The sequence below is a fragment of the Burkholderia sp. MSHR3999 genome (assembly GCF_000833595.1).
GTDB lineage: Bacteria > Pseudomonadota > Gammaproteobacteria > Burkholderiales > Burkholderiaceae > Burkholderia > Burkholderia ubonensis.
The window spans coordinates 2068273-2093775 of record NZ_JRFO01000001.1; the positions used below are offsets into that span (position 1 = coordinate 2068273).

Sequence of the window (25503 nt, forward strand, 5' to 3'; positions counted from 1 at the left end):
TCGGGCTGCTTCGGTCAGGCCGCCCATCCGGTTCAAGCGCCCCGCGGGGCGCTTTTTCTTGGGTGCGACGCGCGCCCGCTCAGGCGGCTTCGCGTTCGCGCCGATGCTGGACCCAGTCGCCCGACGCGATGCGCGGCTTGTCCGACACCGCATGCGCGGCGACCGGGTAATACAGGCACGCGTACTGCCGGCCGCCGAGTTCGACGCTCGTCGCTTCCTGCCTGAACAGAGTGTCGACGCCCGGATACACGCGCTCGATCTCGTCGAGCACGGGGACGAGCCGCTCGTCGACTTCATAGACGTCGCCCCAGACGAGCGTCTTCCCGTCCGCCACCGCGACCATGCCCGGATACGTGCCGAAATCGTACAGTTCGCCCGGCAGCGCGGCCGCACCCACAAGCGTCGGCGCCGCGATGCCGTGCCGGGCAGCCGCATGGCCGATATCGTTGGCCTCTCCCGCTCTCAACGTGCCGTAGACGAATACGTGGCGCATCGTGTTTCTCCTTCTTCGATTCGTGTGTTGCCGTGTCAGGTCAGCGACGTCGCGCTGACGAGCACGCCGTCCTCGTCGGCGTAGATCCATTCGCCGGGGGCGATTCGCGTGCCGAGCACCGTGACGGGAACGTCCCGTTCACCGGCCCCGCGTTTGTCGCTCTTGCGCGGATGCGTCGCGAGCGCGAGCACGCCGACGTTGCACGCGCGCAACTCAGCCGAATCGCGCACGCATCCATAGACCACGATACCGGCCCAATGGTTCTTCTCGGCGAGCGCGCCGAGGTTGCCGCCGACGAGCGCGCAACGCCGGCTGCCGCCGCCGTCGACGACCAGCACGCGCCCGGCGCCGTCCTGCTCGAGCGCGGCGCGCACGAGCGTGTTGTCCTCGAACAGCTTGAGCGTCGCCGCGGGCCCCGCGAAACGCGCCGCACCGCCGTACGGGCGCAGCGCCGGCTCGAGCACGCGCAGGGCGCCGGCCGCGAGCTGGTCTTCGTGGGCGTCGCAGAGGTCGGTTGTTGCAAACGTCGTCATGTCATCGTCTCCGGTCGCATGCAAGGTTCAATCGAACGTTGCATTATCGACTGAAAAAAAGCCGCCACGCGCAGGTGTGCGAGCCTTCTAAAATGACGGCATCGCTGCCGCACCATCCGAATTGCCCATGAATCCGTCCGCCCGCGCCGACGAGCCTGCTCATCGCGACACCATCGACATTCCGCCGGAATTCGCGCCGACGCCGGTGCACCCGATGCGCGTGCGTGCGCGGCCGGTGCCCGCCGGCGCGCGCATACCGCGTCACACGCACGCATGGGCGCAGCTCGCCTATGCGTCGCGCGGCGTGCTGCGCATGGCGACGACGGGAACCACGTGGATGGTGCCGCCGTCGCGGGCAGTCTGGGTGCCGCCGCACGTGACGCATGAGGTCTTGATCGTCGAGGACGCGTACCTGCGCACGCTGTACATCGACGAGTCGATCGTGCCGGGCGGGCTCGACGCATGCCGCGTCGTCGAAGTGACAGGACTGTTGCGCGAGCTGATCGTCGCGCTCGACGCGCGCGACCTGGGCGCGGCCCGCGAACGCCTGCTCTGCGCACTGGTGCTCGACGAACTGAGCCACGCCGAACCGCTACCGCTGTCGGTGCCGATGCCCGACGAGAAACGGCTGCGCACGCTGTGCGAAGCGGTGCTCGCGCAGCCCGCGCAGGCGGAATCGCTGGAACACTGGGCGGGCGAGGTCGGCGCGAGCACGCGCACGATTTCACGGCTGTTCAAGCAGGAACTGGGCGTGAGCTTTTCGCAATGGCGGCAGCAGGCGCTGCTCGCGCGCGCGATTCCGCTGCTGAACCAGGGGCGTCCGCTGTCGCATATCGCGCGCGAGCTCGGCTACCAGAGCCAGAGCGCGTTTTCTGCGATGTTCCGGCGCGCCTTCGGCGAAAGCCCGCGCGCGTTCATGCTGCGCGGCCACGCGCACGAGGCCGCGGAAGGCATGACGGGAAGCGACGGACGACCGCACGGCGACACGGCGGAGCCCCAACCGTGACGGCAGTGCGCGGCCGTCAGACCGGCCGCACCATGTGCCGGATCGCGCCGAGTTGCGCGAACCGCGACCCGGTCACGCGATAGCCCATGCGCAGATAGAGCCGCGCGGCGGGATTGTCGACGAACACGCGCAACTGGAGCTCGCTCAGCCCGCGCGCCCTCGCCCAGCGATGCGACATCTCGAGCAGGTAGGTGCCGGCGCCGTGTCCGCGATGGCCGGCCGCGATCTGCACGTCGCGGATGTGCAGCGAATCGCCCTCTTCCGTGACGCGGAGCACGCCGATCCGCTCGCCGTCGGCTTCGAGGATGAAGTTCTCGGACTCGCGCCAGCTCGCGTAGAACAGGTCACTGCGCCACACGAGCCCGTGGCGCTTGTAATAGCCGCCCATGTTGCCGTGCGTCAGTGCTTCGGCAAACGGAAAATCGCAGGGCTCCGCGGGGCGGAGCTGATACAGGAGTCGCAGGTCGGTGGGATCGAGCATCGCGCGATGATCAAGGACGCATCTCGCCACGATAGCGCAGTCCGGTGCGGATGCAATCGTGATTTGCTCGTATCGCGCTGAGGGGATGTCTAACGTCAAGCGCCCGCCAACGGGCGCAACCGGAAACGCAAATGAAAAAGCCCGCTCAAGGCGGGCTTCTTCATTTTTTGGCGGAGCGGACGGGACTCGAACCCGCGACCCCCGGCGTGACAGGCCGGTATTCTAACCGACTGAACTACCGCTCCAGTCTTGCTGCTTGCCTAGCAGGCGTCGGTTGCTTCCTGCCGGCGCATCGTTTGTTCGAACGACGCCGAAATCTGGCGTCCCCTAGGGGATTCGAACCCCTGTACTCACCGTGAAAGGGTGATGTCCTAGGCCTCTAGACGAAGGGGACAACGTACTGCTTACATCCTTAATACAAAAGCCCGCTCAAATAACGACTTGAACGGGCTTCGTTCTGGCGGAGCGGACGGGGCTCGAACCCGCGACCCCCGGCGTGACAGGCCGGTATTCTAACCAACTGAACTACCGCTCCAGCTTTCTTCACCCTGGCCCGCAGACGTCATTGACACTCTGCAAGCCTTGCGGCACTTCCAACGAAACGCCGCTGAATCTGGCGTCCCCTAGGGGATTCGAACCCCTGTACTCACCGTGAAAGGGTGATGTCCTAGGCCTCTAGACGAAGGGGACAACGGACTGCTTACACCTTTAATACAAAAGCCCGCTCAAAAACGTCTTGAACGGGCTTCGTTCTGGCGGAGCGGACGGGACTCGAACCCGCGACCCCCGGCGTGACAGGCCGGTATTCTAACCGACTGAACTACCGCTCCAACTTCCTTAACCCTAACCCGCAGGACGTCGGTTACGTTCCTGCAGGCTTCGCGACACTTCCATCGAAACGCCGCTGAATCTGGCGTCCCCTAGGGGATTCGAACCCCTGTACTCACCGTGAAAGGGTGATGTCCTAGGCCTCTAGACGAAGGGGACAAAATCTTTTCAGATCTGTCTGGCTTCCGTTATTAATTTTTCATCAACAACGAAGGCCGAAATTCTAACTGCTTTAAATCGTTTTGTGAAGCATTTTTTAACTACCCTGCTTCGCGAATCGATTGGTTTGTTCTGTTGGTGGAGGTAAGCGGGATCGAACCGCTGACCTCTTGCATGCCATGCAAGCGCTCTCCCAGCTGAGCTATACCCCCTTGCAGAACAGAAATGAGATTATATGGACCAACTTTGCGCTTGTAAATACCCTTTTTGCGATTCGAGCAAAATTTTTTGCGAAGCCGCCGATCGACGGCTTCGCGAATGCTCGAACCTCAGGCCAGCGCGCCCTCGATGCGCGACACGACAGCATCACGGCCGAACAGCATCAGCACCGCGTCGATCGACGGCGTATGCGTCGTGCCCGCGACCAGCAGGCGCACCGGCATCGCGAGCTGCGGCATCTTCAGCTTGTGCGCGGCCAGCGTCGCCTTCAGCGCGGCCGAGATCGCCTCCTTGCTCCACTCGACCGTCTTCAGCGCCGCCGCGAGTTCGGCCAGCGCCGGGCGCACCGCGTCGGTCACGTGCTGCGCGAGCGCTTCGGCATCCGGCGCCGGCACGCGGTAGAACATCGCCGCGCCCTCTGCGATTTCCTTGAGCGTCGACGCACGATCCTTCATCAGGCCGATCACCGCCTCGAGGGCCGGGCCGCTCGCGAGCGCCGCATCGTCGATGCCGAGCGCCTCGAAGAACGGCTTAGACAGCGCGGCGAGACGCGCGTTGTCCGCTTCCTTGATGTAGTGGTTGTTCAGCCAGTTCAGCTTGTTGTGGTCATACTGCGCCGGCGACTTGCCGAGATGCTCGAGGTCGAACCACTCGACGAACTGCTCGCGCGAGAAGATTTCGGCGTCGCCGTGCGACCAGCCGAGGCGCGCCAGGTAGTTCACGACCGCTTCCGGCAGATAGCCCGCGTCGCGGTACGCCATCACGCTCATCGCGCCGTGACGCTTGCTCATCTTCTCGCCCTGCTCGTTGAGCACGGTCGGCAGGTGCGCATAGACCGGCACTTCGCCGCCGAGCGCGCGCAGGATGTTGATCTGGCGCGGCGTGTTGTTCACGTGGTCGTCGCCGCGGATCACATGCGTGATCCCCATGTCGAGGTCGTCGACCACCACGCAGAAGTTGTACATCGGCGTGCCGTCCGGACGCGCGATCACGAGGTCGTCGAGCTCTTCGTTCGAGATCTCGACACGGCCCTTCACGGCATCGTCCCATGCGACGGTGCCCGTCAGCGGGTTGCGGAAACGCAGCACCGGCTTCACGCCCGCAGGCGGCTCGGGCAGCACCTTGCCCGGCTCCGGACGCCACGTGCCGTCATAGCGGGGCTTCAGGCCGGCTTCGCGCTGGCGCTCGCGCAGCGCGTCGAGCTCCTCGGTCGACATGTAGCACGGGTACGCGAGGCCCTCTTCGAGCATCTTCGCGAGCACCTCGCGATAGCGGTCCATCCGCTGCATCTGGTAGAACGGGCCTTCGTCGAAATCGAGGTCGAGCCACCGCATCCCTTCGAGGATCGCGTCGACCGCTTCCGGCGACGAACGCTCGACGTCGGTATCCTCGATGCGCAGCACGAACGTGCCTTGCATCTTGCGGGCGAACGCCCACGGATAGAGTGCGGAGCGGATGTTGCCGAGATGGATGAAGCCGGTGGGGCTCGGCGCGAAGCGGGTACGGACAGGACGGGTCATAAACGGTAACTCGAACGCCTGGGGCGCGTGAATGATTCGACGCGGGGTCGGCAGCGGCTGCCCGGAGAACTACGGGACCGGCGACGCCCGGAACGGAAAAGAAGCCGAAATTATACCCGTGCCGGACATCGCGCCAAGCGCGGCGCTTGCTTTATGATGTGCGCGCCGCGGCCGCCTTGCCGGCGCCGCGCCGCCCCGACCTACCGACGCAGCGGGCCCGTCGCCTGCTGCCCGACGCTGGAGAACCTTCGATGTCGTCCCCTCGCCTGTCGCGCCGCCAGTTCACGATCGCGTGCGCTTCCGCCAGCCTCGCCGCCTGCACGTCGCCCGGCGGCAAGAGCCGCCCCGACAACGCCCCCGCAGCCCAGTCGCACGACAAGCCGGTGAAGATCGCCATCGCGCTCGGCGGCGGCGCGGCGCGCGGCTTCGCGCACATCGGCGTGCTGAAAGGACTCGAGGCGCGCGGCATCCCGATCGAGATCGTCGCCGGCACGAGCGCCGGCTCGGTGGTCGGCGCGCTCTATGCGTCCGGCATGAACGCGCTGCAGCTCAACAAGCTCGCGCTCGAGATGGACCAGTCCGCGATCAGCGACTGGGCGCTGCCGTTCCGCTCGCGCGGCCTGCTGCAGGGCGTCGCGCTGCAGAACTTCATCAACAAGACGCTGAACAACCGGCCGATCGAGAAGATGGCGAAGCCGCTCGGCATCGTCGCGACGGATCTGCAGAACGGCCAGCCGATCCTGTTCCAGCAGGGCAATACGGGGCTCGCGGTGCGCGCGTCGAGCAGCGTGCCGTCGGTGTTCGAGCCGGTGAAGATCGGCAGCCGCGAGTATGTGGACGGCGGCCTCGTGAGCCCGGTGCCCGCGTCCTACGCGCGCAAGATGGGCGCGACCTTCGTGATCGCGGTCGACATCTCCGCGCGCCCGGACGGCGCGGCGACCGGCAACCCGATCGAGATGCTGCTGCAGACGTTCACGATCATGGGCCAGACGATCAAGACCTACGAGCTCGACAAGTACGCCGACGTCGTGATCCGCCCGAGCCTCAACGCGATGGGCGGCAGCGACTTCAGCCAGCGCAACGCGGCGATCCTCGCCGGCGAGGAAGCGGTCGCGCGCATCATGCCCGAGCTGCAGCGCAAGCTCGCGGCGGCGCGCGGGACCGCCGCGACTGCCGCGACCGCCACATAAGGCAGCGCCCGGCGCCGACTGCCCCAAAAGCAAAAAACCCTGCCGCCTTTCGGGCGACAGGGTTTTCGATCCGGCTGTCGGGGAACGCTCAGTTGCTGCCGTTCGCCGCGTCGTCGCCGATCGTCGCGCGCACGCGCTGGCGCAGATCGTCGGCCTTCATCGGGAACTGCGACTCGATCCGGCGCGCGCCGTTGAAGCGCTTTTCCCAGTAGGTGCTGTCGAGATCGTCGACGCGAACCGTGCTGCCCGTCGACGGCGAATGCACGAACTTGTTGTCGCCGATGTAGATGCCGACGTGCGAGAACGTGCGGCGCATCGTATTGAAGAACACCAGGTCGCCCGGCTTCAGCTCGCTCACGCGCACCTTCTCGCCGACCCGGCTCATCTCTTCCGCGCGGCGCGGCAGCGACATGCCGAGCGTGTCCTGGAACACGTAGCGCACGAAGCCGCTGCAGTCGAGCCCCGAATCCGGCGTGTTGCCGCCCCAGCGATAGCGGACGCCGATCATGTTCAGCGCGCCGACGACGACGTCGCCCGCCTTGCCCGCCATGCCGGACAGGAACGACTTCGCGCCGCCGCTCGACGACGATGCGTTGGCTTGGGAATTCTGGGAGGAAGCCGACCCGGATTGAGTCGAATTCGCGGCATTCTGATTAAAACTGCTGACTTCGTCGGCGAACGCGCCGGAAGTTGCAGCGAACAGGACGCCGATAAACATCCCGGCGACGGCGCGCGCGCATGCCTGGGTCAGGGATCGGTGCTGCATTGGTCGATGGATTGTGCTTAAAAATCAGCTGATTGGCGGAAAATTTCGGTCGATACTAGCCAGCGCGTATCCGTTTGTCAAAACAAATTAAAAAATACAATCGAGATGGTCAGACCATTGGCGCCCTATCACGCTTTCCAGACTGCTTTCAACAGCTTTTGTGTGTAAGGATGTGACGGTTTGGTGAAGATGTCGGCGACCTCGCCGGCCTCCACGATCGCCCCGTCCTGCATCACCGCGACGCGGTGCGCCATCGCGCCGATCACGTCCAGGTCGTGGCTGATGAACAGATAGCCGAGGTTGTATTTCTGTTGCAAATTCGCGAGCAGCTTCAGCACCTGCTGCTGGATCGACACGTCGAGCGCCGACGTCGGCTCGTCGAGGATCAGGATGCGCGGCTCGAGCACGAGCGCGCGGGCGATCGCGATCCGCTGGCGCTGCCCGCCGGAGAACTCGTGCGGATAGCGATGCATCACCGTGCGGTCGAGGCCGACCTCGCGCAGCACCGCGAGCGACTTCGCGCGCCGCGCGTCGGCCGACAGGTCCGGGCGGTGCAGCTCGAGCCCTTCGCCGACGATCCGCTCGATCGTGTGGCGCGGCGACAGCGAACTGAAAGGATCCTGAAACACGACCTGCATGTTCGAGCGCAGCGCGGCCTGCTCGCGGCCGCGGTAGCTCGACAGCGCGCGCCCCTGGAATTCGATCTCGCCGTGCGCGGTCTTCTGCAGCCCGAGCAGGGCCATCGCGAGCGTCGACTTGCCGGAGCCGGACTCGCCGACCACGCCGAGCGTCTCGCCCTGCCGCACCGACACGGACACGTCCGACACCGCCGCCACCGGCACGGACTTGAACCAGCCCGCGAGGCCCGGGCGCTTGCGCGCGAACTGCACGGTCACGTGGCGCGCGTCGAGCAGCACCGGCGCGATCGGCAACACCGGCACGACCGCGCGCTGCGGCCGGCTGTTCAGCAGGCGCTGCGTATACGGGTGCTCGGGCGCGGCGAAGATCCGCTCGACCGCCCCGCTCTCGACGAGCCGGCCTCGCTCCATCACCGCGATGCGGTCGGCGAAGTGCCGCACGAGGTTCAGGTCGTGCGTGATCAGCAGGATCGCCATCCCGCGCTTTTCAGCTTCCTCGCGCTGCAGCTCCAGCAGCAGCTCGACGATCTGCGCGCGGATCGTCACGTCGAGCGCGGTGGTCGGCTCGTCGGCGAGCAGCAGGCGCGGCCGGCACGCGAGCGCCATCGCGATCATCGCGCGCTGCCGCTGGCCGCCCGACAGCTGGTGCGGATAGCTGTCGACGCGCCGCTCCGGTTCCGCGATGCCGGTACGCGCGAGCAGTGCGATCGCCCGCTTTCTCGCGTCGCCGGCCGTCACGCCGTCGTGCAGCTGAATCGTCTCGCCGATCTGCGCGCCGATCGTATACAGCGGGTTGAGCGCCGTCATCGGCTCCTGGAAGATCATCGCGATGTCGGAGCCGCGCAGCCCGCGCATCTCGCGCTCGCTCTTGGCGACGAGGTCCTGGCCCGCGAAGCGGATCGTGCCGCCGACCTCCGCGTCGCGCAACAGGCGCAGGATCGCCAGCGCGGTCACGCTCTTGCCCGAGCCCGACTCGCCGACGAGCGCGACCCGCTCGCCGCGGCCGATCGCGAGCGTCACGTCGTCGACGGCCACCGTGTCGCCGAAGCGCACGTGCAGACGTTCGAGCGACAGCAGCGGCTCGGCCGGCTGCGTCACGATCGCGGTGCTCATCGCTGGCCTCCCGCCGCCCGCACGGAATCGGCGATCCGCGTGTCGAGCGCGTTGCGCAGCGCGTCGCCCATGAAGGTCAGCAGCAGCAGCGTCGCGACCAGCACGCCGAACGTCGACAGCGAGATCCACCACGCGTCGAGGTTGCCCTTGCCCTGCGCGAGCAGCTCGCCGAGGCTCGGCGTCGGCGGCGGCACGCCGAGCCCGAGGAAGTCGAGGCTCGTGAGCGCGAGAATCGCGCCGCTCATCCGGAACGGCAGGAACGTGATCACCGGCGTCAGGCTGTTCGGCAGCACGTGGCGCCAGATGATCTGCCAGTTCGTGAGCCCCATCGCGCGCGCCGCGCGCACGTAGTCCTGCGTCCGGTTGCGCAGGAACTCGGCGCGCACATAGTCGGCAAGGCCGATCCAGCCGAACAGCGACAGCAGCACGATCAGCAGCAGAAAGCTCGGCTCGAAGATCGACGCGAAGATGATCAGCAGGTACAGCTCGGGCAGCGAGCTCCAGATCTCGATCAGCCGCTGCCCGACGATGTCGATGCGGCCGCCGAAGAAGCCCTGCACCGCGCCCGCGGCAATGCCGAGCAGCGTGCCGATCAGCGTCAGCACCAGCCCGAATTCGACCGACACGCGAAACCCGTAGACGAGCCGGGCAAGCAGGTCGCGCCCCTGCGCGTCCGTGCCGAGCCAGTTCTCGCGCGACGGCGGCGCGGGATTCGGCACGCGCGAGAAGTAGTTCAGCGTGTCGTAGTGGTAGCGGTTCGGCGGATAGACGACGAAATTGCCGGGCGCCTCGAGGCGCTTGCGGATGTACGGGTCGAGATAGTCGGCGGGCGTCGGGAAATCGCCGCCGAAGGTCGTCTCCGGATACGCGTTGAACATCGGGAAGTAATAGTGGCCGTCATAGCGGACGACGAGCGGCTTGTCGTTCGACCACAGCGGTGCGGCCAGGCTCGCGGCGAACGCGACGACGAAGATCACGAAGCTCCAGTAGCCGAGGCGCTGCTGCGTGAAGCGCCGCCACACGCGGCGCGCGGGCGACGGCGACACGCGCGCGCGCGCGGCGTCGAGGCGGGACGATGCGGCGGCCTGGCTCATGCGCGCCCTCCGCGGGCGGCGCGGCGCGCGCCGGTGTCGCCGTCGAAACGCGGCGGGAAATGCGAGCGTGGGGGGCGTGCCAGCCTCCGCCGGGCCGCCCCAAGGAGGCTGGCCGCCCCCTCGGGGGGCAGCGAGCAAAGCGAGCGTGGGGGTCGTTTCATCTCAGCGCTCCAGGTTTTCGAATTGAATGCGCGGGTCGACCCACACGTAGCAGAGGTCGGAGATCAGCTTGGTCGCGAGGCCGATCAGCGTGAACAGGTACAGCGTGCCGAGCACGACCGGGTAATCGCGACGCACGACCGACTCGTACGACAGCAGCCCGAGGCCGTCGAGCGTGAACAGCGTCTCGATCAGCAGGCTGCCGGTGAAGAACGCGCCGATGAACGCGGCCGGAAAGCCGACGATGAGCGGCAGCATCGCGTTGCGGAACACGTGCTTCCACAGCACGCGGCGCTCGGACAACCCCTTCGCGCGCGCGGTCAGCACGTATTGCCGGCGGATCTCGTCGAGGAACGCGTTCTTCGTGAGCATCGTGACGACCGCGAAGCTGCCGACGACCGACGCGGTGATCGGCAGCGCGATGTGCCACAGATAGTCGAGGACTTTGCCGGCCGTCGACAGCGCCGCGAAGTTGTCCGACGTGAGCCCGCGCAGCGGGAACAGCTGCCAGAACGAGCCGCCGCCGAACAGCACGAGCAGCAGCACGCCGAGCACGAAGCCGGGAATCGCATAGCCGACGAGCACGACGAGGCTCGTCGCGACGTCGAACGGCGAGCCGTTGCGCACGGCCTTCGCGATGCCGAGCGGCACCGAGATCAGGTAGGTGAGGAAGAACGTCCACAAGCCGATGCTGATCGACACCGGCAGCTTCTGCACGATCAGCGACCACACGCTCTGGTGGCGGAAGTAGCTGTCGCCGAGATCGAAGCGCGCGAAGTGCTTCAGCATCAGCACGTAGCGCTCGAGCGGCGGCTTGTCGAAGCCGTACAGCGCCTTGAGCTGCGCGATCTGCTGCGGATCGACGCCGGTGCGCGAGCGCATCCCGAACGGCGCCGCGCCCTGCTCCGTCGCGCCCTTGCGCAGTTCCTGCACGGCCTGCTCGACCGGGCCGCCCGGCACGAACTGGATCACGACGAAGGTCAGCGTCAGCACGCCGACGAGCGTCGGGATCATCAGCAGCAGGCGTTTGAGGATGTAGCTCCACATAAGCGTCGACTCGCGATCGATTGACAACGGTTTGGACGGCGGGCGGGACGCACGGCGCTCAGCTGCCCGGCTTGACCCACCAGGTCGACACGACCCAGCCCTCCGCCGAATAGTACAGCGGCAGCGTCTGCGGATAGCCCAGCGTGCGCTTGTACGCGACCCGGTGCGTCGTGCTGTACCACTGCGGGATCGCGTAGTAGCCGTGCATCAGCACGCGGTCGAGCGCACGCGCCGCATCGACCAGTTGCTCGCGGGTCTGCGCGGCGCCGAGCGCCTGCAGCAGCGCGTCGACGGCTGGCGACTTGAGCCCGATGACGTTGTCCGAACCCGGCTCGTCCGCGAACTTGCTGCTGTAGCGCGAGAACTGCTCGGCGCCCGGCACCTGCACCCCGAGGTAGCGGATCGTCGTCATGTCGTAGTCGAAGGCGTCCATGCGCTTTTGCAGCAGCGCGTAGTCGGCGGTGCGGAACCTCGCGTCGATGCCGAGCTTCGCGAGATTGCGCTGGTACGCGGCCACGACCGGCTCGAACGCGGAACCCGCGTCGTCGAGGATCTCGAACGTGAACGGCTCGCCCTGCGCGTTGCGCAGCGCGCCGTCGCGATACGTCCAGCCGGCCTGCGCGAGCAGCGCGCGCGCCTTCAGCAGGTTCGCGCGCAGCGAGTTGGGCGGATCGGTGTTCGGCTGGACGACCATCGGCCCGAACACCGCCGGGTCGAGGTGTGCGCGCAGCGGCTCGAGCAGCGCAAGCTCGCCCGGCCCCGGCATGCCGGTCGCCTGCAGGTCGGTGTCGGCGAAGTAGCTGTCGAGGCGCGTATAGCCGCCGTAGAACAGCTGGCGGTTCAGCCACTCGAAGTCGAACGCGAGGTCGAGCGCCTGGCGCACCCGCACGTCGCGGAACTGCGGCCGGCGCAGGTTCAACATGAAGCCCTGCATGCCCGCGCCGTTGTGCTGCCGGAATTCGCGCTTGATCAGCTCGCCGCTGTCGAAGCGCTTGCCGACGTCGTGCCGCACCCAGTTTCGCGCGATGTTCTCGACGAGCACGTCGTACTCGCCCGCCTTGAACCCCTGGAGGCGCGTGACGCCGTCGCCGTACAGCTTGTAGACGATCCGCTCGAAGTTGTGAGTGCCGACCCGCACCGGCAGGTCGGCGCCCCAGTACGCGGGGTTGCGCCGGTACGTGATGTTGCGGCCGTTGTCGTAGCGCTCGATCAGGTACGGCCCGCTGCCGATCGGCTGCTCGAACGCGAGCTGGTCGAACGGGATGCGCGTGCCGTCCGCGCGCAGCCCCCATTTGCGCGAGAACACCGGCACCGCGGCCGCGATCAGCGGCAACTCGCGGTTGCTCCGGCGGAATTCGAAACGCACCGTGGCCGGGTCGACGATCGCCGCGCGCGCGATGTCGCCGAAGTACGCAGCGAACTGGGGCGCCGCCTGCTTGCTCTTCAGCGTGTCGAATGAATGCTTGACGTCGGCTGCCGTCACCGGGTCGCCGTTCGAGAAGCGCGCGCGCGGGTTCAGGTGGAACGTGACCGACAGGCGGTCCGGCGCGACGGCGATATCGTCGGCAAGCAGGCCGTACGCGGACGCGGGCTCGTCCAGGCTGCCCGTCGCCAGGCTCTCGAACAGCATCTCGATGCCGGGCGCGGCATTGCCGCGCATCGTAAACGGGTTGAACTTGTCGAACGACGTCAGCCGGGTCGGGTTCGCGAGCACGAGCGTGCCGCCCTTCGGCGCATCCGGATTCACATAGTCGAAATGCGCGAAGCCCGGCGGATATTTCGGCTCGCCGTACTGGGCGATCGCGTGGGCGGCATGCGCGACGCTCGCGGCAAGCACGGCCTGCATCAGCAGCGCCGCCGCCGCGCGGCCGGCAACCCGCACCGCGCCGGAACGGGCACGCGCGGCGGCGGTCCGGGGCAAACCCTTCGTCATAAAGTCCTGTCGATCGATTGAGGGTGGCAACGTCCGCGCATTCTACCCATTCGGATCGGTCTGACACCATTCGGCATTTGCCCATGTTTTCGGCCCAAGCCGGAAACACAAGCAAAAACCCCACGCTCTTCGACAAGCGTGGGGTTCGTCGGCAGTCGGAACAGCCCCGGCGGCGGCCTGCAGATCAGCGCCAGCCGTTGTGGCGGCCGCGATCGTGATCCCAGTGGCCGCGGTCGTCCCAGTCGCGATGGTGGCGATACCACTCGTCACGCCCCCAGTAGCGGCGGCCGTCCCAGTAGCGATCGCCGTGCCAGCCGATCACGATGGCCGGCGCAGGCGCTGCGTACACGGGCGCGCCATACACCGGCGCCGGCTGGTAGACGACCGGCGGCGGAGGCGGCGGCACATACACCGGCGCGGGCGCGACGTAGACCGGCGCCGGCACGCCGACGTTGATCCCGACATTGACACCCGCCATTGCTGCGCCCGACAGGAGCAACGCCGCGGTACCTGTGATGAGCGACGCAACACGCAAGGTCTTCATGGATTCCTCTTCTGGTTGTTTCGTGGGTGATTGGACTATAGCGGCATGCAACGCACGCGCATATTTCAAGTTTGTAAGAACTGATGCGCAGGATCGCAACCCGGAGGCGCGCTAACGTCTTGTAACATTCACACCCCCTGCCGCATCGGTGCGGCCCGCGCGGCGGCGCAAACGCGCCGCGCGCGGACGGGCAATAAAAAAGAGCGGCACATGGCGTGCCGCTCTTCTTTTTTCGGGAACCGCCGCCGCGTTACCGCGACATCATGTTCATGCTGACGTTGTGCATCACCCACAGCGTGCCGACGATCAGGATCGCCGCGGTCAGCACCGTGTAGCTGAACGCCATCACGTTCCAGCGCTGCCCCGACGAGCTGTTCATGTGCAGGAAGTACACGAGGTGCACGACGATCTGCACGAGCGCGAGCACCGCGAGCGCGATCAGCGACGCATGCGGCGACAGCACGCCGCCGAGCACGAGACCGAACGACGCGGCCGTGAGCAGCACCGACAGGACGAAACCGGCGATGTAGCCGCCGACGCTGCCGTGCCCTTCTTCGAGTTGAGACGAATGCGAATGGGCCATTTAGATCACGCTCGCGAGATAGACAAAGGAAAACACGCAGATCCACACGATGTCGAGGAAGTGCCAGAACAGGCTCAGGCACGTCAGGCGCCGGATGTCGCGCTCGGTCAGCTCGCGGCCGAACGCGATCTGCGCGGCCAGCACGATCATCCACAACAGGCCGGCGGTTACGTGCAGCCCGTGGGTGCCGACCAGCGTGAAGAACGCCGACAGGAACGCGCTGCGCTGCGGGCCCGCGCCTTCCGCGATCAGGTGCGAGAACTCGCGCAGCTCCATCGCGAGGAACGCGACGCCGAGCACGAACGTCACCGCGAGCCAGACCAGCGTCGCGCCGCGCTTGCCGCGGTGCGCGCCGAGCATCGCGAAGCCGTACGTGATGCTGGAGAGCAGCAGCGCGGCGGTTTCGACCGCGACGCCCGGGATGTCGAACAGGTCCTTCGCGGTCGGGCCGCCGGCGTACTGGTTGCCGAGCACCGCGAAGGTCGCGAACAGCGCCGCGAAGATCACGCAGTCGGTCATCAGGTACAGCCAGAAGCCGAACACCGAATGCGACGGCGGATGGTCGTGGTCGTCCGCGTGGCCGACCAGGTTTGTGCTCAAGGTTTTCTGCAACATCAGTTGGCCTCCAGTTCCACGTCGTCGACGCGCGGCGCAGTCGTGCGCGCGGCGTGTCGCGGCTCTTCGATTCGCCGCACCGTGGAGGCGGGAATGAAATAACCGTCGTTATTGCGCGAGCTGTAGATCACGAGCGTCGCGACGATGCCGGCCAGCCCGGCGATCGCGAGCCACCAGATGTGCCACACGAGCGCGAAGCCGAGCGCAAGGCTGAAGACACCGACGAACAGGCCTGCGCTCGTGTTCGACGGCATGTGGATGTCGCGGTACGCCGCGCGCTTGCCCTGCCCTTCGCCGCGCGCCTTCATGTCGGCGAACGCGTCGAGCGTGCGCACCTGCGGGATCGTCGCGAAGTTGTACGCCGGCGGCGGCGACGTCGTCGCCCATTCCAGCGTGCGGCCGCCCCACGGGTCGCCCGTCGTGTCGCGGGATTGCGGCAGGTTGCGGTTGCGGATGCTGACCACGAGCTGCAGCAGCTGGCACGCGATGCCGATCGCGATCAGCACGGCGCCGAACGCGGCGACCAGCAGCCACGGGTGCCACGCCGGGTTGTCGTAGTGGTTCAGGCGGCGCGTCATGCCCATGAAGCCGAGCACGTACAGCGGCACGAACGCGATGTAGAAGCCGACCTGCCAGAACCAGAACGCGGCCTTGCCGAGCTTCTCGTTCAGCTTGAAGCCGAACGCCTTCGGGAACCAGTAGTTGAAGCCCGCGAGATAGCCGAACAGCACGCCGCCGATGATCACGTTGTGGAAGTGCGCGATCAGGAACAGGCTGTTGTGCAGCACGAAGTCCGCGCCGGGAATCGCCATCATCACGCCGGTCATCCCGCCGAGCGTGAACGTGACCATGAAGCCGATCGTCCACAGCACCGGCGTCGAGAATTCGATCCGGCCGCGGTACATCGTAAACAGCCAGTTGAACACCTTCACGCCGGTCGGGATCGCGATGATCATCGTCATGATCCCGAAGAACGCGTTGACGTTCGCGCCGGAGCCCATCGTGAAGAAGTGATGCAGCCACACGAGGAACGACAGCACCATGATCGCGCAGGTCGCGTACACCATCGTCTTGTAGCCGAACAGCGGCTTCTTCGCGAACGTCGCGATGACTTCCGAGAAGATCCCGAACGCCGGCAGGATCAGGATGTACACCTCCGGATGCCCCCACGCCCAGATCAGGTTCAGGTACAGCATCGCGTTGCCGCCGGCTTCGTTCGTGAAGAAGTGCATGCCGAGGTAGCGGTCGAGGCCGAGCAGCGCGAGCGTCGCGGTCAGGATCGGGAACGACGCCATGATCAGCACGTTCGTGCAGAGCGCCGTCCACGTGAACACCGGCATCTTCATCAGCGACATGCCCGGCGCGCGCATCTTGATGATCGTCACGAAGAAGTTGACGCCCGTCAGCAGCGTGCCGACGCCGGAAATCTGCAGCGCCCACAGGTAGTAGTCGACGCCGACACCCGGGCTGTACTGCAGCTCGGAGAGCGGCGGATACGCGAGCCAGCCCGTCTGCGCGAACTCGCCGATCACCAGCGAAATGTTGATCAGGATCGCGCTGACCGCCGTCATCCAGAACGAGAGCGAGTTGATGAACGGGAACGCGACGTCGCGCGCGCCGATCTGCAGCGGCACGATCAGGTTCATCAGGCCGACCATGAACACCATCGCCATGAAGAAGATCATGATCACGCCGTGCGCGGTGAAGATCTGGTCGTAGTGATGCGGCGGCAGGAAGCCGGGCGCGTTGTACGAGAGCGCGAGCTGCATGCGCATCATGATCGCGTCCGCGAAGCCGCGCAGCAGCATGATGAATGCGACGATGATGTACATCACGCCGATCTTCTTGTGATCGACCGACGTCAGCCATTCGCTCCACAGCCATTTCCACCGGCCGGTGATCGTCAGTGCGGCGAGAATGCCCAGCACGACGAGCCCCATGAAGGCGCCCGCCCCCATGATGATGGGCTGATCGAACGGGATCGCCGAAAGTGTCAGTTTGCCGAACATGCGTTACCCCTTCGTGCCGCAGGCGGCGTCCTTCAGGTCGAGGACGTGGCCATCGTTGTATTTCGCGATGATGTTGTGGAACAGCTTCGGATCGACCGACGAGAAGTAGCGCACCGGCGCCTTCTCGCTCGGCTGCGCGACCGTGCCGTACGCGGTCATGTCGAGCCGGTCGGACGACGCCCTCACCTTCTGCACCCATGCATCGAACTGCTCGCGCGGCTCGGCGAGCGTGCGGAATTTCATGTCGGAGAAGCCGCGGCCGCTGAAGTTGGCGGACGTGCCCGCGTAATCGCCCGCTTCGTCGGCGATCAGGTGCAGGCGCGTCTGCATGCCGGCCATCGCGTAGACCTGGCCGCCGAGCTGCGGGATGAAGAACGAGTTCATCACCGAGTCCGACGTGATGCGGAAATTCACCGGCGTACCCACGGGAATCGCGAGCTGGTTGACCGACGCGATGCCGAGCTCCGGATAGATGAACAGCCACTTCCAGTCGAGCGCGACGACTTCGACGTCGATCGGCTTGACCGACGACTCGAGCGGCTTGTACGGGTCGAGCTCGTGGGTGGTCTTCCACGTGAGGATGCCGAGGAACAGGATGATCAGCGTCGGCACGGTCCAGATCACGACCTCGATCGCGGTCGAGTGCGACCAGTCCGGCGCATACGTCGCGTTGCGGTTCGACGCGCGATAGCGCCATGCGAAGTACAGCGTCAGCAGGATCACCGGCACGACGACGATCAGCATCGCCCACGTCGACGTCGCGATCAGCGCTTTCTCGGCAGCGCCGATGCTGCCTTTCGGATTCAGCACGTCGAGGTTGCAGCCGGACAAACTCAAGGTCACGGCGAGCGGCAGCAGCCTCGACGCGCCTTTCAAAGCCTTTCTTTTCATTACACAGCCTGGTTGTCTATGAATCCATCCACGCCCGATGCGCATTCGATCCACGAAAGTGGCGGCATCTTACGGCGACTGGATTTGCTGAAAATCAACAAATGCGGCAAATGACCATTGCAGAATTTGCTGTGTGTCAGATTGTCGCGGGGCATGCGACGCATGCGCGCAAGCAGCGCCCGACACACGAGCGTCACGGCGATCAGCCGTGCACCGACGCCACGACCGAAGACCGCGCGGGCGTCGTGCCCTCCGCGTCCGGCACCTTCGATTGGCCGGCCTCGCCGATCAGGCGCGCGACCGTCGGATCGATCGCGTCGGTGAACGGCTTCGGATCGACGCCGACCATCAGCACGATCAGCGCGAGCGACGCGAACACCACGATCTCGCGGCGGTTCAGGTCGACGAGCTGCGCGATGCGCGGGCTCGCGACCTTGCCGAACACGACCCGCTTGAGCATCCACAGCGTGTACGACGCGCTCAGAATCAGCGTCAGTGCCGCCAGCGCGCCGATCCAGAAGTTGAAGCGGATCGCGCCCATGATGATCATGAACTCGCCGACGAACCCCGACGTGCCGGGCAGCCCCACGTTCGCCATCGAGAACAGCAGCGCGAACGTCGCGAAGCGCGGCATCACGTTCGCGACGCCGCCGTACTCCGCGATCGCGCGCGTGTTCGTGCGGTCGGACAGCACGCTCACGCAGAGCAGCATCGCGCCCGCGACGAAGCCGTACGACACAAGCTGCACGATCGCGCCTTCGACGCCGATCCGGTTGAACAGGAACAGCCCGAGCGTGACGAGCCCCATGTGCGCGACCGTCGAATACGCGAGCAGCTTGCCGAGATCGGTTTGCGCGAGCGCGAGCAGGCTCGCGTAGACGATCGCGAACAGCGACAGCGCAATCACGGCCGGTGCGAAGAAATGACTCGCGTCCGGCGTGATCGGCAGCGCGAAGCGCAGGAAGCCGTAGCCGCCGAGCTTCAGCATGCCGAGCATCAGCGCGGCGCCGGTCGGGCCGTCCGAGTAGACGTCGCGCAGCCACGTATGAACCGGCCACATCGGCACCTTGACCGCGAAGGCCGCGAAGAAGCCGAGGAACACCAGCAGCTGCGGCGCGAAGCCGAGCTGCAGCGTGCGCCACACGCTCATGTCGAACGTGTGCGACTTCGCGTACAGGTACAGCATCGCCATCAGCAGCAGCAACGAGCCCGCGAACGAGATGAAGAAGAACTTCACCGCCGCATGCACGCGGTTTTCGCGGCCCCACGTGCCGATCAGCAGATAGAGCGGGATCAGCGTCGCCTCGAAGAAGATGAAGAACAGCAGGCCGTCCTGCGCCGCGAACACGCCCACCATCAGTCCCGACAAGATCAGGAACGACGCGAGGTATTGCGCGACGCGCACCGTGACGGACTCCCACGACGCGACGACGATCACGAGCGTCGTGAAGGCGGTCAGCACGACGAGCCATAGCGACGCGCCGTCGATCCCGAGGCGCCAGCCCGCACCGAATGCCGCGAGCCAGTCGCGGTGCTCAACGAACTGCATCGCGGCCGAATGCTTGTCGAAGCCCGCGACCAGCGGCACGACGGCCGCGAGCCCGGCGAGCGCGCCGGCGAGCGCGATCAGCCGCGTGCGGCGCGGATGACGGTCGGAACCGGCGCGCAGCAGGAACGCGCCGAACAGGATCGGAACCCAGATGGCCAGGCTCAGAATGGGGAAAGCTTGCATGTCAGTAAAGCCCTGAGAGTGCCGCGCGCTGGATCGGGGACAGGCGCAACGAAAGAAACGAAATAGACGTGAAAGGTATATTTCGTGGATCACCGGTGTCGGGCAAATGTAAAGCGGCATCCTGCGAAAGCTTGATGCCGGTCAAGCGCAGCCGGGTTAACCAGCATAAAGCGGTTGATTATTTTTTGCATCGCAGCAAGTGTGCGCTGCAAGAACCCGCGACAAATCGTTGATTTTCTTGTATTTATTTGTGCGAAGCAGCAGCAGCAATGCACTCGATCATGGCCGGGATACGGCATTTTTGAGACGAGGAGTCGTCAGCGTATCCGGCAGATTGCGCTTGGTGAAATTCATCGCATCAAAATTCGGGCCGCGTTTTCTTACATCGATATTTTCATTTTTATTACACATTGGCCGGACGGAAGGTTCCTTTCGCCGCATTCATTCCCGGCCGCGCCGGTTGCTGCGCGGCGCCTGCGCAGTCAACTCCGCCGCAGCAACACGACGAAGAACAGGCTGCCGAACAACGCGGTCACCACGCCGATCGGCAGATCCTCCGGCGCCGCGAGCGTGCGCGCGGCCACGTCGGCCCACACCAGCAGGATCGCGCCCGTCAGCGCGGCGACGGGCAGCAGGCGGCCATGCTCCGCGCCGACGATGCGCCGGCACAGATGCGGCGTCACCAGCCCGACGAAGCCGATCGCGCCGCTCACCGCGACCATCGCGCCCGTCGCGAACGATGCGATCACGAACACCTCACGGCGCATGCGCGCGCTCGGCACGCCGAGCGCCGCCGCCGCGACGTCGCCCGACATCAGCGCGTTGAGTTCGCGGCGCCTTGCAATCAGCGCGCCGCCGGCCAGCACCGCACACACGCCCGGGACCGGCAACAGGTCCCAGCGCGCGAGGCCAACGCCGCCGAGCATCCAGAACAGCACCGACGCCGTCGCGCGCGGATCGCCGAGATACAGCATCAGATTGCCGAGCGCGGCCATCATGAACGACACCGACACGCCCGCGAGCAGCAGCCGGTCCGGTTCGAGCCGGCCGCGCCGGTACGCGAGCGCGATCACGCAGGCCGTCGCGGCGAGCGCGCCCGCGAACGCGGCCATCGACAGCGTGAACGGCCCGAACGCGGCGCCGAAGCCGACCGTCGCGGCGACCGCGCCGAGCATCGCGCCGGCGCTGACGCCGAGCAGGTGCGGATCCGCGAGGCGATTCGCGGTCGCCGCCTGCAGCGCGACGCCGACGCTCGCGAGCGTCGCGCCGACGAGCGCCGCGAGCAGCGCGCGCGGGATCCGGATCAGCCAGACGATGCTGTCGTCGCCAAGGTTCCCGCCGGGCTGCGCATCGAGCGACGCCGCATGGCCGAGCGCGGCCGCGACGTGCGCGACGACGATCCGCGCGACCTGCGCGGGAGCGATCGACGCTGCCCCGAACGCGGCCGACAGCACGACCGACACCGCCAGCAGCACGGCGAGCAGCGGCAACGCGATGCCCGCGCGCAGCCGCGCGGCCCGGACCGGCGCGCTCATCGCGGCGCGCGCGCGAACGCGGCCGGATACAGCGCGCGCGCAATCGTCTCGACGGCCGCGACGTTCTCCGGGCCCGGCGTCGCCGCGTCGTACGGAATCACGACGAAGCGCCGGTCGCGGATCGCGGCGACGCGCGCCAACGCCGGCTGGCTCATGAGGAAGCGCATCTTCTGCTCGGCGGTCACGGCCGAATAGTCGACGATCACGATCGCCTGCGGATCGCGCTCGACGACGCTCTCCCAGCTCACCTGCGTCCAGCTGCGCGGCACGTCGTCCATCACGTTGCGCGCGCCCGCCGCGGCCAGCAGCGCGGTCGGCATCGCGAGGCTGCCCGCCGTCGTCGGCTTGTCGGTGCCGCTGTCGTAGACGAACACCCGCGGCGGCGGCCCGGCGGTGGCGACTGCGCGCGCGACCGCCGCGAGCCGCTTGCGCATCGCGTCGACGACCTGCCCGGCGCGCGCCTCCACCGCGAAGATGCGTCCGAGGTTGTGCAGGTCGCGGAACACGTCGTCGAACGACGCGGGCGGCCGCGACATCACGTGCGAGCACGACTCGGTCAGCTCATACGTGCGGATGCCGAACGGCGCGAGCGTGTCGGGCGTCACCGGGCCGCCGACGTGCATCCCGTAGCCCCACCCGGCGAGGTAGAAATCGGCGCGCGCCGCGACCAGCACCTCGAGCGACGGATACTGGCTCGCGAGCTCGGGCACGCCGGCGAGCGCGGCGCGCAGCCGCCCGTTGCCGGTTTTCCAGCCGCCGATGCCCGTGTATCCGGCGAGCCGGTCTTTCAGGCCGAGCGCGAGCATCATTCCGGTCAGGTTGGCGTCGTTGCTCACCGCGCGGGCCGGTGCGCGGTCGAACGTCACGTCGCGGCCGCAGCTGCGCACCGTGACGGGATAGGCGCTTGCGTGCGCGGCGGCGCAGCCCAGCGCGACGACGGCGAACAGGCGCCGCAGGACGGGGATCGGCATGTGGGTCATTCCGGATGAAGGGGCGTGATGCGCGGCCGGCCCGTGACCGGATGGCGGTCGACGAGCGCGGCGACGCCGAACACGTCGCGCAACCTGTCTTCCGTCAGCACGTCGTCCGGCGCACCGGACGCGACCACCCTGCCGTGCGCGAGCACGTAGAGCCGGTCGCAGTACGCAGCCGCGAGGTTGAGATCGTGAATCGTCGCGAGCGTGGGGATGCCGAGGCGCCGCACCCGCGCGAGCAGTTCGAGCTGATGGCGCAGGTCGAGATGGTTCGTCGGCTCGTCGAGCAACAGCAGTTCCGGCTGCTGGACGAGCGCGCGGGCCAGCAGCGCCCGCTGCTTTTCGCCGCCCGACAGCGACGCGAACGGCTGCGCGCGCCGCGCCAGCAAGCCGACGTCGCGCAGCGCGCGCTCGACGATTCGCGCGTCGTCGGCCGTGTCCGCGTCGAACAGCCCCTTGTGCGGCGTGCGCCCCATCCACGCGAGCTCGTCGACGGTCAGCCCGAAGTCGTCGGGCGTTTCCTGCTGCAGCACGGCAACCCGCCGCGCGACCGCGCGCGGCCGCATGCGCCAGACGTCCTGCGCGTCGAGCGCGACGCTGCCGCCGTCGGGCCGCGTGTAGCGGAACACGCAGCGCAGCAGGCTCGTCTTGCCGCTGCCGTTCGGGCCGACGAGCCCGACGAACTCGCCCGCGCCGACCGCAAGCGACACCGTGTCGAGCACGGTCGGCACGCCGGTAGGCGACCAGCTCACGCGATCGATCGACAGCATCGGCGTCGGCGTGCGCACCGTCATTGCTAGAAGCGCAGCGTCGCGACGAGCTCCGCCGAGCGCGCGGGGCCGAGCAGCCATTGCTCGCCGCCGTTCGACGTCGTCATCGCATACGTGCGGTTCGCCAGGTTGCGCAGATAGAGCGCGAGATCGACGCGCGGCGTCGCACGCCACAGCAGCGACGCGTCGAACACCGTGTACGACGGGATCGACACGCGATTCGCATCGTCGCCGTAGGTGCGGCCGACGTAGCGCACGCCGGCGTTCGCCTGCCAGCCCTGCGTGAACGCCCAGCCGAGCCACAGATTCGCGGTCTGCTGCGGCACGTTGGCCGGCACGCTGCCGGCCCGCGAAACCGCGACGCCGCCGATCGTCTGGTTGAACTCGTCGTAGCGCGCGCGCAGCAGCGCGACGTTCGCGTCGACCGTCCAGCCGTGCGGCAGCCGCGCGCCGCCCGTCAGTTCGACGCCGCGCGACGACTGGCGGCCGACCTGCCGGCGCAGCGCCGGATTGAACGGATCGGTGCTGAGCAGGTTGCGCTTCGTGATGTCGTATACGGCGAACGTCCAGTACGCGCGGCCGTCGGCGAGCGTCTGCTTGGCGCCCGCCTCCCATTGCTCGCCCGTCGCGAGCCGGTAGTTCGCCTGCGACGCCGACAGCGTCACGAGCGAGCCGAGCCCCTCCGCGCCCGTCGTGTATTGCGCGTACGCGGACAGCGTCGGCGTGACCTCGAACACGAAACCGGTGCGCCAGCCGACGTTCGCAAAGCGCTTGTCGAAGCCGGCGCCGGTGGCCGCCTGCTCGCGGCGGTACGCGACATGGTCGTAGCGCAGCCCGCTCACCCACGCGACGCGCGGCAGCACTTCGAGACGGTTCTCCGCGAAGATCGCGGCCTGGCGCGTGCGCGTGCTGAATTGCGGCACGGTCGGGTCCGGGCTCGCGAACACGCCGGGATCGAAGCCGTGTGCGTTCACGGTCGATTCGCCGCGGTACGGCGAATTGTTGCTGCCGTCGAACGTGATCTGGTTGAATTCCGCGCCGATCACGAAGCGGTTCGCGCGGCCCAGCAGCCGGCCGTCGAGCCGCGCGCTGATGCGATCGCCGATCTGTCGCTGGTGATGGCCGATCTCGAGGTAGTCGCTGCGCGTCACGCGGCTTGCCGACGCGTCGAGTGCATAGGACTCCGCATTGCGCCAGTGGCGATTGGACGTCAGATAGTAGAACTGGTTGTCGATTCGCACGCCGGCCGTCGGCCGGTACGTGGCCGACAGCCGCGTCCACTGGTCGTAGTAGGAAATCGTCGCATCGCCGACGTTGTAGTTCAGCTTGCGCAGCGTCGAATCGAGCACGCCGTTCGGGGCCGGCACGCCGTAGTAGGTCGCCGGCTTCTGGCGACCGTAGTCATAGTCGAGCGTCAGCGTCAACTGCGGGCTCGCGTCGAATTTCAGCGCGCCGCCGAACGCCGTCGTGTGGGTATCGGCCCGCGCGGCGAGCCCGTTCGCACGCGCGTCGCTCGCGTAGAACCGGTACGACAGCCGCGAACCGAGCGCGCCCGTCGTGTCGAACGCGACGCGCTTGCCGCCGCCGGTGTCGACGCCCGTCTGCAGTGTCGTCTCGCGGACGGACTGCGGCCGCTTCGGCACCACGTTCACGACGCCGCCGATCGCGCCTTCGCCGTACAGCACCGACGCCGGACCGCGCAGTACCTCGATGCGGTCGACCGACCACGCATCGAACGGAAACGTGATCGTGCCCGCGGCGGGAAGGAGTCGTACGCCGTCGAGCAGCGTCATGACCGACTCCTGGCCGTCGAAGCCGCGCACGCTGAGCGCAGTGCCGCCGTTGCCGGGCGCGGCCGCGCTCGAAAAGCCGGTCGCGCGGGTCACCGCGTCGAGCACCGTGTGGTCGCCGCGCGTCGCGATCGCCTCTGCCGTGACGGTCTCGATGCTCGCCGGCGTGTCGAGACTCGACAGGCCGAGCCGCGAACCGGTATCGAGCACGCGCGACAGCGGATCGAGCGGCGCGCCTCGCGCGGTGACGTTGATCGTCGGCAGCGCGTGCGGCGCGGCATCGGCTGCCGCGGCCTGCGCTGCAAGCGCGCCGGAAGTGGTCATCGCGCAGGTCAGCATCGTCGTGCAACCGCGCCGCGAGTGTGCCAGCCACGCCCCGCGTCGGCGCGGCGGGCTGCGTCGACGCGCCGGTGATGGTGTTGTTCTCGTCACTTCGTATCGATCTTCGTGTGGTCTCGCCGCGCGCGAAACCACGCACCGGCAGCTGGCGCGCCGGTCGGCACGCAATCTTTGAATGATACATTATATCGTTGCCCACTGTCAGGCAATTGTCAGCTGGACGGCACCGGCGAGACCATGAGCAAAGGAGCGGCTGCGGGAAGCAAATGGAGGACGAGTGAAGAAGCTTGGCCCATTCGGCCAGCCGGAAAAAGAAAAGCCCCACAAGTCCGAAAACTTGCGGGGCTTGTTCCGCCATTTCTGGCGGAGACGGAGGGATTCGAACCCTCGATCCAGGTTTTGGCCCAGATGCTCCCTTAGCAGGGGAGTGCCTTCGACCTCTCGGCCACGTCTCCCAAACTTTCGCTCGCACCAGGGAGGCAGTGCGACGAGAAGAAGATAATATAGGGTTTCGAGCCGCAGGTCAATTTCTTTGATGCATT

General features: G+C 67.0%; 21 protein-coding genes and 8 tRNA genes. 2 read left to right on the forward strand and 27 right to left on the reverse strand.

What is annotated here, in order from left to right:
• Positions 1 to 79: 79 nt before the first annotated feature.
• Positions 80 to 493, reverse strand: a complete 414-nt coding sequence (locus tag KY49_RS09575) for a gamma-glutamylcyclotransferase family protein (RefSeq protein ID WP_042584319.1) — start codon at positions 491 to 493, stop codon at positions 80 to 82.
• A 35-nt stretch (positions 494 to 528) separates the two neighbouring features.
• Positions 529 to 1026, reverse strand: coding sequence for a ribonuclease E activity regulator RraA (rraA, locus tag KY49_RS09580; RefSeq protein WP_042584320.1), 498 nt, complete (start codon positions 1024 to 1026; stop codon positions 529 to 531).
• Positions 1027 to 1153: 127 nt separating this feature from the next.
• On the opposite strand from rraA, the gene KY49_RS09585 reads away from it, so the two are divergent.
• On the forward strand, positions 1154 to 2032 hold the full coding sequence (locus tag KY49_RS09585; RefSeq protein WP_042584321.1) for an AraC family transcriptional regulator: 879 nt from the start codon (positions 1154 to 1156) through the stop codon (positions 2030 to 2032).
• 16 nt (positions 2033 to 2048) lie between these two features.
• Here the strand turns inward: KY49_RS09585 and KY49_RS09590 are convergent, their stop codons facing one another.
• The 9 genes from KY49_RS09590 to gltX all read right to left on the reverse strand — a co-directional run bounded on the left by KY49_RS09590 (position 2049) and on the right by gltX (position 5239).
• Positions 2049 to 2513, reverse strand: coding sequence for a GNAT family N-acetyltransferase (locus KY49_RS09590; RefSeq protein ID WP_010092021.1), 465 nt, complete (start codon positions 2511 to 2513; stop codon positions 2049 to 2051).
• Between the two features lie 168 nt (positions 2514 to 2681).
• Positions 2682 to 2758: transfer RNA gene (locus tag KY49_RS09595), tRNA-Asp, on the reverse strand.
• A 73-nt stretch (positions 2759 to 2831) separates the two neighbouring features.
• A tRNA-Glu gene (locus KY49_RS09600) sits at positions 2832 to 2907 on the reverse strand.
• A 64-nt stretch (positions 2908 to 2971) separates the two neighbouring features.
• Positions 2972 to 3048, reverse strand: a tRNA-Asp gene (locus KY49_RS09605).
• A gap of 79 nt (positions 3049 to 3127) precedes the next feature.
• Positions 3128 to 3203: transfer RNA gene (locus KY49_RS09610), tRNA-Glu, on the reverse strand.
• Positions 3204 to 3266: 63 nt separating this feature from the next.
• Positions 3267 to 3343, reverse strand: a tRNA-Asp gene (locus KY49_RS09615).
• An 81-nt stretch (positions 3344 to 3424) separates the two neighbouring features.
• A tRNA-Glu gene (locus KY49_RS09620) sits at positions 3425 to 3500 on the reverse strand.
• Between the two features lie 136 nt (positions 3501 to 3636).
• Positions 3637 to 3712, reverse strand: a tRNA-Ala gene (locus tag KY49_RS09625).
• A 117-nt stretch (positions 3713 to 3829) separates the two neighbouring features.
• Positions 3830 to 5239 carry a glutamate--tRNA ligase gene (gene gltX, locus KY49_RS09630; RefSeq protein ID WP_042584322.1) on the reverse strand — a complete coding sequence of 470 codons (1410 nt, stop codon included), beginning with the start codon at positions 5237 to 5239 and terminating at the stop codon, positions 3830 to 3832.
• A 251-nt stretch (positions 5240 to 5490) separates the two neighbouring features.
• On the opposite strand from gltX, the gene KY49_RS09635 reads away from it, so the two are divergent.
• Positions 5491 to 6429, forward strand: a complete 939-nt coding sequence (locus tag KY49_RS09635) for a patatin-like phospholipase family protein (RefSeq protein ID WP_042584323.1) — start codon at positions 5491 to 5493, stop codon at positions 6427 to 6429.
• An 88-nt stretch (positions 6430 to 6517) separates the two neighbouring features.
• Here the strand turns inward: KY49_RS09635 and KY49_RS09640 are convergent, their stop codons facing one another.
• The 16 genes from KY49_RS09640 to KY49_RS09715 form a co-directional block, all read right to left on the reverse strand.
• Complete coding sequence (locus tag KY49_RS09640; protein WP_042584324.1) at positions 6518 to 7195, reverse strand: C40 family peptidase; 678 nt, start codon at positions 7193 to 7195, stop codon at positions 6518 to 6520.
• A 128-nt stretch (positions 7196 to 7323) separates the two neighbouring features.
• Complete coding sequence (locus KY49_RS09645) at positions 7324 to 8946, reverse strand: ABC transporter ATP-binding protein (RefSeq protein ID WP_042584325.1); 1623 nt, start codon at positions 8944 to 8946, stop codon at positions 7324 to 7326.
• Positions 8943 to 10040 carry an ABC transporter permease gene (locus KY49_RS09650; protein WP_042584326.1) on the reverse strand — a complete coding sequence of 366 codons (1098 nt, stop codon included), beginning with the start codon at positions 10038 to 10040 and terminating at the stop codon, positions 8943 to 8945. The genes KY49_RS09645 and KY49_RS09650 overlap by 4 nt, the downstream gene beginning before the upstream one ends.
• Before the next feature lie 162 nt (positions 10041 to 10202).
• Positions 10203 to 11246, reverse strand: a complete 1044-nt coding sequence (locus tag KY49_RS09655; protein ID WP_042584327.1) for a microcin C ABC transporter permease YejB — start codon at positions 11244 to 11246, stop codon at positions 10203 to 10205.
• Between the two features lie 58 nt (positions 11247 to 11304).
• A complete protein-coding gene (locus tag KY49_RS09660) occupies positions 11305 to 13179 on the reverse strand; it encodes an extracellular solute-binding protein (RefSeq protein WP_042584328.1) in 1875 nt (624 codons plus the stop codon).
• A gap of 184 nt (positions 13180 to 13363) precedes the next feature.
• Complete coding sequence (locus KY49_RS09665) at positions 13364 to 13723, reverse strand: hypothetical protein (RefSeq protein WP_042584329.1); 360 nt, start codon at positions 13721 to 13723, stop codon at positions 13364 to 13366.
• Positions 13724 to 13973: 250 nt separating this feature from the next.
• On the reverse strand, positions 13974 to 14306 hold the full coding sequence (gene cyoD / locus KY49_RS09670) for a cytochrome o ubiquinol oxidase subunit IV (RefSeq protein ID WP_042584330.1): 333 nt from the start codon (positions 14304 to 14306) through the stop codon (positions 13974 to 13976).
• A complete protein-coding gene (cyoC, locus tag KY49_RS09675; protein WP_042584331.1) occupies positions 14307 to 14921 on the reverse strand; it encodes a cytochrome o ubiquinol oxidase subunit III in 615 nt (204 codons plus the stop codon).
• Entirely contained in the window at positions 14921 to 16930 is a 2010-nt protein-coding gene (gene cyoB, locus KY49_RS09680; protein WP_042584332.1) for a cytochrome o ubiquinol oxidase subunit I, read from the reverse strand. The genes cyoC and cyoB overlap by 1 nt, the downstream gene beginning before the upstream one ends.
• Positions 16931 to 16933: 3 nt before the next feature.
• The gene (gene cyoA, locus KY49_RS09685; RefSeq protein WP_042584333.1) at positions 16934 to 17821 is read right to left on the reverse strand and encodes a ubiquinol oxidase subunit II; all 888 of its coding nucleotides are present in this window, start codon (positions 17819 to 17821) and stop codon (positions 16934 to 16936) included.
• A 202-nt stretch (positions 17822 to 18023) separates the two neighbouring features.
• Positions 18024 to 19553 carry a complex I subunit 4 family protein gene (locus KY49_RS09690; RefSeq protein ID WP_042584334.1) on the reverse strand — a complete coding sequence of 510 codons (1530 nt, stop codon included), beginning with the start codon at positions 19551 to 19553 and terminating at the stop codon, positions 18024 to 18026.
• Between the two features lie 482 nt (positions 19554 to 20035).
• Positions 20036 to 21088 (reverse strand): FecCD family ABC transporter permease, encoded by a 1053-nt coding sequence (locus KY49_RS09695; protein WP_042584335.1) that lies wholly within the window; start codon positions 21086 to 21088, stop codon positions 20036 to 20038.
• Complete coding sequence (locus KY49_RS09700) at positions 21085 to 22059, reverse strand: ABC transporter substrate-binding protein (protein WP_231636363.1); 975 nt, start codon at positions 22057 to 22059, stop codon at positions 21085 to 21087. Before KY49_RS09700 ends, KY49_RS09695 begins: the two co-directional genes overlap by 4 nt.
• 5 nt (positions 22060 to 22064) lie before the next feature.
• Positions 22065 to 22856, reverse strand: coding sequence for an ABC transporter ATP-binding protein (locus KY49_RS09705; protein ID WP_042584337.1), 792 nt, complete (start codon positions 22854 to 22856; stop codon positions 22065 to 22067).
• A 2-nt stretch (positions 22857 to 22858) separates the two neighbouring features.
• Positions 22859 to 25054, reverse strand: a complete 2196-nt coding sequence (locus KY49_RS09710) for a TonB-dependent receptor (RefSeq protein WP_442854612.1) — start codon at positions 25052 to 25054, stop codon at positions 22859 to 22861.
• A gap of 268 nt (positions 25055 to 25322) precedes the next feature.
• Positions 25323 to 25416 (reverse strand) — tRNA-Ser (locus tag KY49_RS09715).
• Between the last annotated feature and the right edge of the window lie 87 nt (positions 25417 to 25503).

Coding starts and splice junctions, on each gene's coding strand:
- KY49_RS09690 (WP_042584334.1), bottom strand. CDS start 19,553: ATGCAAGCTTTCCCCATTCTGAGCCTGGCCATCTGGGTTCCGATCCTG.
- rraA (WP_042584320.1), bottom strand. CDS start 1,026: ATGACGACGTTTGCAACAACCGACCTCTGCGACGCCCACGAAGACCAG.
- KY49_RS09575 (WP_042584319.1), bottom strand. CDS start 493: ATGCGCCACGTATTCGTCTACGGCACGTTGAGAGCGGGAGAGGCCAAC.
- KY49_RS09665 (WP_042584329.1), bottom strand. CDS start 13,723: ATGAAGACCTTGCGTGTTGCGTCGCTCATCACAGGTACCGCGGCGTTG.
- gltX (WP_042584322.1), bottom strand. CDS start 5,239: ATGACCCGTCCTGTCCGTACCCGCTTCGCGCCGAGCCCCACCGGCTTC.
- cyoC (WP_042584331.1), bottom strand. CDS start 14,921: ATGTTGCAGAAAACCTTGAGCACAAACCTGGTCGGCCACGCGGACGAC.
- cyoD (WP_042584330.1), bottom strand. CDS start 14,306: ATGGCCCATTCGCATTCGTCTCAACTCGAAGAAGGGCACGGCAGCGTC.
- KY49_RS09635 (WP_042584323.1), top strand. CDS start 5,491: ATGTCGTCCCCTCGCCTGTCGCGCCGCCAGTTCACGATCGCGTGCGCT.
- KY49_RS09705 (WP_042584337.1), bottom strand. CDS start 22,856: ATGACGGTGCGCACGCCGACGCCGATGCTGTCGATCGATCGCGTGAGC.
- KY49_RS09655 (WP_042584327.1), bottom strand. CDS start 11,246: ATGTGGAGCTACATCCTCAAACGCCTGCTGCTGATGATCCCGACGCTC.
- KY49_RS09660 (WP_042584328.1), bottom strand. CDS start 13,179: ATGACGAAGGGTTTGCCCCGGACCGCCGCCGCGCGTGCCCGTTCCGGC.
- KY49_RS09590 (WP_010092021.1), bottom strand. CDS start 2,513: ATGCTCGATCCCACCGACCTGCGACTCCTGTATCAGCTCCGCCCCGCG.
- cyoB (WP_042584332.1), bottom strand. CDS start 16,930: ATGTTCGGCAAACTGACACTTTCGGCGATCCCGTTCGATCAGCCCATC.
- KY49_RS09650 (WP_042584326.1), bottom strand. CDS start 10,040: ATGAGCCAGGCCGCCGCATCGTCCCGCCTCGACGCCGCGCGCGCGCGC.
- KY49_RS09695 (WP_042584335.1), bottom strand. CDS start 21,088: ATGAGCGCGCCGGTCCGGGCCGCGCGGCTGCGCGCGGGCATCGCGTTG.
- KY49_RS09700 (WP_231636363.1), bottom strand. CDS start 22,059: ATGCCGATCCCCGTCCTGCGGCGCCTGTTCGCCGTCGTCGCGCTGGGC.
- KY49_RS09640 (WP_042584324.1), bottom strand. CDS start 7,195: ATGCAGCACCGATCCCTGACCCAGGCATGCGCGCGCGCCGTCGCCGGG.
- KY49_RS09585 (WP_042584321.1), top strand. CDS start 1,154: ATGAATCCGTCCGCCCGCGCCGACGAGCCTGCTCATCGCGACACCATC.
- cyoA (WP_042584333.1), bottom strand. CDS start 17,821: ATGAAAAGAAAGGCTTTGAAAGGCGCGTCGAGGCTGCTGCCGCTCGCC.
- KY49_RS09645 (WP_042584325.1), bottom strand. CDS start 8,946: ATGAGCACCGCGATCGTGACGCAGCCGGCCGAGCCGCTGCTGTCGCTC.